Genomic DNA, 6,555 nt, shown 5'->3' with positions numbered 1-6,555 from the left:
ACCTCATCAGGCCCTAAACATGCGCCCGCCAGTTCCAGAAACCTTGCTGAAAAGTGGCCCATAGAAATGGGGCTGGACAGGTGGATGATCGAACTGTCTTTTTGGTACAGCCGCTTCCGCTTTTCCGGCTTCGCTTAAATCCGTCAGGTTCCTTCCGTCAATTGTGGTTGTTCCAGCATCGGGCGTTTCCAGACACCCCAGACAATGCAGCAGAGTGCTTTTACCGGAGCCACTTGCTCCAGTTAAGGCGATGGTCTGGCCTGAAGCGAGCGATAGCGAAACACCGCGAAGTACATTATTGGCCCCTCAGATGTCGCATATGTCTTTTTGATACCTCTGGCGTCTAGCAAGTTAGTCCACCCGGTTTTGAGCTTTCTTTTGCGATCTAGGTGCGCTTGGGCAATGATTCAACTTCTTCATTTTGCCAGTTGTGGCTTTGTTGCGTCAAAACTCAACATTCGCGCGAAAGCGGCGACAAGCGGCGTGATGGCATTGCCGAATTCCATGCAGATAAGCTAGTTTGATGCAGCCGCTAAAATTTTGGCGTTTTTCGAATAGCAAACATATCGAGCCGCAAAAGTGCCAGATACATTAAGCGATACGTCCGAACGGGTTCCAACGAAACAGAGCCCATTGGATGCAGCCGAGACTGGAAAAATTTCGGTGACAGCAGCGGCTGTGGACAGCGCTGTGGATTTTTCAGAACAGCAGGTCAAGAAACTGGTCGTTTCTGTAGTCATACCGGTCTTTAATGAAGAAGCGTGCTTGCCAGAGTTGTTTCGGCGGCTGGACGGACTTGCAAACAAAATGGACGGCAAAGCGCTTGTCGAATTCATCTTTATCAACGACGGCTCATCTGATTCATCCTATAAATTATTGCGCGCTCAAGCTGATCGTTCACCAGCCTACAAGACGGTTAATCTGAGCAGAAATTTTGGACATCAGATTGCCGTTACTGCAGGTATTGATGCCAGTTCGGGCGATTACGTAGCGATCATTGATGCTGATCTTCAAGATCCGCCAGAACTGATTGAAGATATGTTTGATCTCGCGCAGACCGGGTATGACACGGTCTATGGTCAGCGGCGCGAGAGGCCAGGCGAGACTTGGTTCAAGAAAGCAACCGCGTCCTGGTTTTATCGGTTTCTGCAAAAACTGTCCGATACGCCGATCCCGCCAAATACGGGAGATTTTCGGCTGATGTCGCGTCGGGTCGCCGACAAACTCGCAGATATGAAAGAACGTAACCGGTTTCTGCGAGGTATGATCCCGTGGATCGGCTATCGTTCTACACCGTTGATGTATGATCGCGATGAGCGCTATGCAGGGACGACGAAGTACCCCCTTCGCAAGATGGTCGAGCTTGCGGTAAGTGGGATCACATCATTTTCTGCCAAACCCCTGCTTTTGTTCGTGCGTTTGGGTGTTCTTCTAATCGGTGTTGGTGCCGCATCTGCGCTAGTACTTCTTTACTTGAAGTTCTTTACCGACACGGTTGTGCCCGGGATTACATCCGTCTTGATTTCCATTCTTGTTTTCAATGGCTTACAGATCATGATCATCGGTGTAGTTGGCACGTATGTTGCCAAGGTGTTCGACGAAATAAAGGGCCGCCCGCTATATGTCGTCTCCGAAACTATCAATCTTTGACCGCGGCATTCGCTATTTCGGCGCGGTCGTTGTTGGGTTTGCCTTCGACGTCTTGGTGTTCTGGCTGTTGGTTCAGTCCGGAGCCGGCATTCTGGTCGCAAACGTGTGCGGGTTCTTGATTGGGTCGACCGTAAACGTTGCCATGATCAGATTGCTTGCTTTTCCGGGCACCCAAGTTCCTGGACTCTGGGACTTTGGGATCACCTTCGCTATGAATGTTGTGGTGATGCTTATTGGCACCTTAATAATCTGGACACTCGCGGAGCGATTTGGTTTAAACCTGCTTATCGCGAAGTTGGTCAGTAACTTTTTCACTTTGCTCATTAACTTCACGTTTCGCAATCTTCTGGACCGGTACTGGACGTGTTTTCAAAGCTCTCAAAAAGAACGTTAGCGCGCGCTGCTTTGCTGCAAGATGCGCCCGTCTACGTGCAGTTCTATGTAACGGCGCGCTGCAATCTGACATGCGAGCAATGCAACATAATTTACGCAAATGCGGACGTGCGCGAAGTGACGATCGATGAAGTCGAACGCATTGCGGACAATTTCGCAGAAATGGGTGTTGCGATCGTTTTGCTGACGGGCGGCGAGCCGTTTGCGCGACGGGATCTGGCACAAATTATCAAGGCGTTTGAGACGCGGGGAGTTCACGTGCGCATGCAGACCAATGGGTTTGCAAATGAAGAGCGTATCATCGAGGCTATTGAAGCCGGCGGCTGCGACATTTCGATTTCGCTGGATAGCTTGCACGGTGCGACGCAAGATAAGATCAATGGCGATTTCGACGAAAGCTGGCATCAAGCACTGAAGGCAATCGCAACGTTTACACAGCATTTACCGAAAAAAGACAGCTTCGCATCGTTGGGGTGCGTCATGCAGCCGGGTAATTTGGGTGATATTGAGGACGTTATAAGATTTGGAACTGAGATTTCCTGGTTCACGTCTCTTGTTCCTGTTCACGTTACTAAATTTCGCAGGCCGCGTGGCTTCAGAACTTTTGACCAGACACTAAGCTTCCGCCCAGAAGAAGCCGATGAAGCGGACAAGCTGTTGGATCGCGTACGGGCGATGCGTAAAGAAGGCTTCCTGCTGTACGATAGTGACCAGTATCTAGATGATATCAAGGAGTTCATTCGGGACAAGCCGACCAGTTGGCGACGCAAAAACTCTGGTGTTTGCGATTCTCCGAATTTGTACTTTGCGCTTTTGCCGAATGGGAACTTCGCGCCCTGTTGCGACTTCCGGCTTCCATCGAAATATCCAGCCTATGATCCAGCTTTTCCAAAGCTGTATCGGGACTCTGTCTTTCGCGACGAGGTGCATGAGGTCGTTAAAGCGTGTGATGGTTGTATGTATGGCAGCTACCCCGAGATCACAATTTCAATGCGGTTTCTTGCTGCTAAAATTCAAAGAACCCAAACATTCTTGACATCTCCGCCAGAGAAGAAGTGGCCGTTTACTTACGAAGAACTTCTTGAAAAGGCACAGCGGATCCGTTCGGAACCGCGCAATCGACCCATTTCGCGCCAGGATCAAACCAAAAAGGCGTCGTAGCGTGCCCAAGAAAATCCGATTTGAAGCCTTCAAATTCCGTCTTTTGATTGAAGCGGAAGACAATCCGATGGAAGCTGGGCCTGACACGCCGTCCGATTGGCTGACATTTCTGGATCGGCTTCACTTTGAGTATGTGGCCGGTGATATCGTGATCACACACCCAGACGTCGTGCAAATCAATGAGACAGTTGCCTTGCATGAAGCGTCCTTGTACCGCCGGGGTGATACAGATGTTGCGATCAAGAAACTGGACGCGGCGGGGCTGCGGTATGGCAACGATCATGTACAAGATACGAACAAAAAATACTTTCAGAAGGTCCTGTCCGACCTTGGAACGAAAGCGGGGTTTGAGCATTTGAACCAGAACGACGACAGAATTGAAGCCGAGCGCGAATTCCATGATGCATGGGCCGCAAGCGAGGATCTATCCAAGATCGACGTAAGACGCGCGAATGAGGCGTGTACCGCCCCCGAGATGCGTTTTATCACGCAAGCGCTTGGCGATCTGAACGGGAAAACCTTTCTTGATCTTGGGTGTGGTTTGGGTGAGGTGAGCGTGTACATGGCAACGCGTGGAGCCAAGGTCACCGCATCCGACCTTTCCCCAGGAATGTGTGACGTGGCGCTGCAGTTGGCTGCATTAAATGATGTGACTATCGAAACGCATGTAGCTTCGTCAGAGTCGCTTGGTTTCCCAGCTGACCGGAAGTTCGACATTATCTATGCAGGCAACATGTTGCATCATGTCGACATTGACTCCACGATGCGCCAAGTCATGCCGCATCTTGCGCCTGGCGGTGTTTTCGTAAGCTGGGACCCTGTTGCTTATAACCCAGTCATCAATGTTTACCGTCGGCGGGCAATGGAGGTACGAACCGAAGACGAGCATCCTCTGACGCGGGCAGATGTCGAACTAATCCGAGGTCACTTCGAAAACACAGAGGTGAAATTTTTCTGGCTGAGTACACTGGTCATTTTTTTGATTATGGCTTTTGTCCAGCGGCGAGATCCAAACAAAGAAAGATACTGGAAAGCAGTTGTCCAAGAAGCGCCAAAGTGGAAATGGCTATATGTGCCGCTTGAGACTGTTGACCGAGGACTTATGCGTATTTTCCCTCCACTAAGGTGGCTTTGCTGGAACGTCGTAGTGATTGCCAGAAACCCGGTCTCGAAAGACTAGGCGTGGTGGGGCCTAGCGCGACGGTATTATTTGCCAAAACCGTTTTGTTGATGGTTTTGCTAGCCCACTGTTTCATTGGTATCGATTTAACCGACGAAATCCAATATTACTATCAGATCGAAGGACTGCTGCGAACAGGGACATTGTTTGCGACTGACCTCTACGTTCAGCAACTCATCTACATTCTGTTTTATCCTGTACTCAAGCTCTATCACTCTATGTTTGGTGTGACTGGTTTGGTGTTGTTTGGCCGACTTCTTTTTGCTGGGCTGCTCTTGTTGCTGTTCGCTTTTTCGCGGCGGCAATTTGTCCGACGTGGGCTTGATGACGGAGCCGCCTGTTTCGCGTCAGTCGCGCTTGTTTTGGCTGTTCCTTATCATGGAATTTTCGCGATCAGCTACAACACGATTTCGCAAATTGGCTGGGCGCTGACAATGCTATTTGTTGTGTGCAGGGTGCATCTTCCAATGTGGGTTTGGGCCCTGGTGATCAGCATTACCGGCCTCGCGCACCCAACAGCAGGCATTGCAGTTTCTGTCATTAGCGGACTGTTTTTTGTCACTCAAGACCGCATCCGGGAACTTCTGGGCGTCATTGCATACTGCATTGTCTTTTCGTTAATTTTGATCTCGCTGGTCTTCGTTTTGGGCGGAGGAATCAGTGGCTTTTGGACTGCTTTGGCTTTTTCGGGAGGTTTTTCCGTGGGGACCGCTTTGTTGAGCGAGCGAAATCTATTTCAGTATTCTCAGATTGCCGCGCTTGTTCTTGGGGCGATGTTTTTGCCGACGTCAAGAATTGCAGTTCGACCACTTTTGTGGACGCTCGTCGCACTTCTTGCGGTTTCGATCATTTACGGGATCCAAACGAGGCTTACGTGGCCTGCAGATAGTGCATGGCCATATCGGTACAAACTAGAATTCTTAGATGGTTGGGTCATTTTGAGCGCAATCGCCCTTTTCGCACTAAGGTGTGTGCAACGAGAACATTCGGTACGTTTGCCGGATGCGCGCGCCTTGGGGCTGATTACGTTGTTTCAGTGCGCTGTGCTTTCAGCAACAAGCAGCAATGGTCTGGCGCAAGGCATAGGCGCTTTTTCACTCGCTTTGCCAATACTTACAGCAGGTCTCGTCTTGCAGGTGTATCATCCCAGACAGTGGACGCGTCGCATTCCTGCTGTTTTGGTCGCTGCGTTGGCCGTATCGATGAGTCTTCTTTACCCCTATCAGCAATCGTCCCTGGTGGGCGCCCAGCGGACATTCGCAGAGGCACCCTTGTTTCGCGGTCTGCTTGTAACGTCTGAACAAGACGATTTTTTTCACCAAGCTCGCGAACAGTTGGCCAAACAATTACCGTCGCGAACCGGTATGATTTTGAGCCGAACCCCCGGCCTTTACGCGATACTGAACATCGCTCCGCAAGGTTGCATGGTTTACAACCATTCTATGCGGTCCGAACGCTCTGAAGAGGCATTTTTTGAGTGTATGGATCAACGCGAGATCGATTTTGTCTTTCGTGTGCGTTGGTTGGATCGGGATGATCGCTTTGCAGAAATCGCTTCAAAACTCACTGAACTACGTGGCTTTACGTGCCGTGAACTCATGTTTGAACCAAGTAGTCCTCCTAGAGGTTTATCGACCATGCCACTGGCCTCACTTTGCGATTAGATACAGGTTTTGAGATTTAGAGGCCGTGACAGTGAGTTTGGGGAGGAACGCGTGGTTGTTTTGAGGTCCTATGCTTCAACCTATGTTTGCCGATTTTCGGACTGCTGTCTTGCAGTTCTATCGACCGCCAGTTAACTGAGAGTAGTAGAAAATTGCCCATTCTACTGGGATGCGTTCTGCTCCAGTAACTCTATAACAGAAGCGGATTGGTTAGGTTATGGCTGTTGTTGTGTCAGTAATAGTTCCTGCTCACAATGAAGAACGCAAAATCACACGCGCGATTGAATCGATCCGTCTTCAACAAACAAGTTTTGAAGTTGAGATTATTGTCGTCAATGATGAGTCGACCGACAATACAAAGGCGATTGTTGATACGCTCGCGACGGAACATGATAATATCATCGTTGTCCACCATGACAATGTATGTGGTAAGTGTTATTCCGTATCCAGCCCCATTTCTATGGGCCACTTTTCAGCAAGGTTTCTGGAACTGGCGGGCGCATGTTT

At 49.9% G+C, this 6,555-nt stretch carries 7 protein-coding genes; 6 read left to right on the top strand and 1 reads right to left on the bottom strand.

All coding sequences use genetic code 11. From position 1 onward, the window contains the following. Positions 1-6 precede the first annotated feature (6 nt). Positions 7-252, bottom strand: a complete 246-nt coding sequence (locus Q1A34_RS21810; protein WP_300039604.1) for an ATP-binding cassette domain-containing protein — start codon at positions 250-252, stop codon at positions 7-9. 411 nt (positions 253-663) lie between these two features. On the opposite strand from Q1A34_RS21810, the gene Q1A34_RS21805 reads away from it, so the two are divergent. From Q1A34_RS21805 to Q1A34_RS21780, 6 genes are all read left to right on the top strand, one after another. After that, the gene (locus Q1A34_RS21805; protein WP_300039602.1) at positions 664-1,650 is read left to right on the top strand and encodes a glycosyltransferase family 2 protein; all 987 of its coding nucleotides are present in this window, start codon (positions 664-666) and stop codon (positions 1,648-1,650) included. Then, positions 1,622-2,044 (top strand): GtrA family protein, encoded by a 423-nt coding sequence (locus Q1A34_RS21800; protein WP_300039600.1) that lies wholly within the window; start codon positions 1,622-1,624, stop codon positions 2,042-2,044. The genes Q1A34_RS21805 and Q1A34_RS21800 overlap by 29 nt, the downstream gene beginning before the upstream one ends. Then, entirely contained in the window at positions 2,014-3,204 is a 1,191-nt protein-coding gene (locus Q1A34_RS21795; protein WP_300039598.1) for a radical SAM protein, read from the top strand. The genes Q1A34_RS21800 and Q1A34_RS21795 overlap by 31 nt, the downstream gene beginning before the upstream one ends. A gap of 1 nt (position 3,205) precedes the next feature. Then, the gene (locus Q1A34_RS21790) at positions 3,206-4,384 is read left to right on the top strand and encodes a class I SAM-dependent methyltransferase (RefSeq protein ID WP_300039597.1); all 1,179 of its coding nucleotides are present in this window, start codon (positions 3,206-3,208) and stop codon (positions 4,382-4,384) included. Then, the gene (locus Q1A34_RS21785) at positions 4,330-6,048 is read left to right on the top strand and encodes a hypothetical protein (protein WP_300039595.1); all 1,719 of its coding nucleotides are present in this window, start codon (positions 4,330-4,332) and stop codon (positions 6,046-6,048) included. The genes Q1A34_RS21790 and Q1A34_RS21785 overlap by 55 nt, the downstream gene beginning before the upstream one ends. A gap of 217 nt (positions 6,049-6,265) precedes the next feature. Beyond that, positions 6,266-6,555 (top strand): glycosyltransferase family 2 protein (locus tag Q1A34_RS21780; protein WP_300039593.1); only part of this gene is annotated, 290 nt, incomplete at its 3' end.

The sequence above is a fragment of the uncultured Roseobacter sp. genome (assembly GCF_947491795.1).
Classification (GTDB): Bacteria; Pseudomonadota; Alphaproteobacteria; order Rhodobacterales; family Rhodobacteraceae; genus Roseobacter.
The sequence above is the reverse complement of the archived record's forward strand: the minus strand, read 5'-3'. Positions and strand labels throughout refer to the sequence as shown.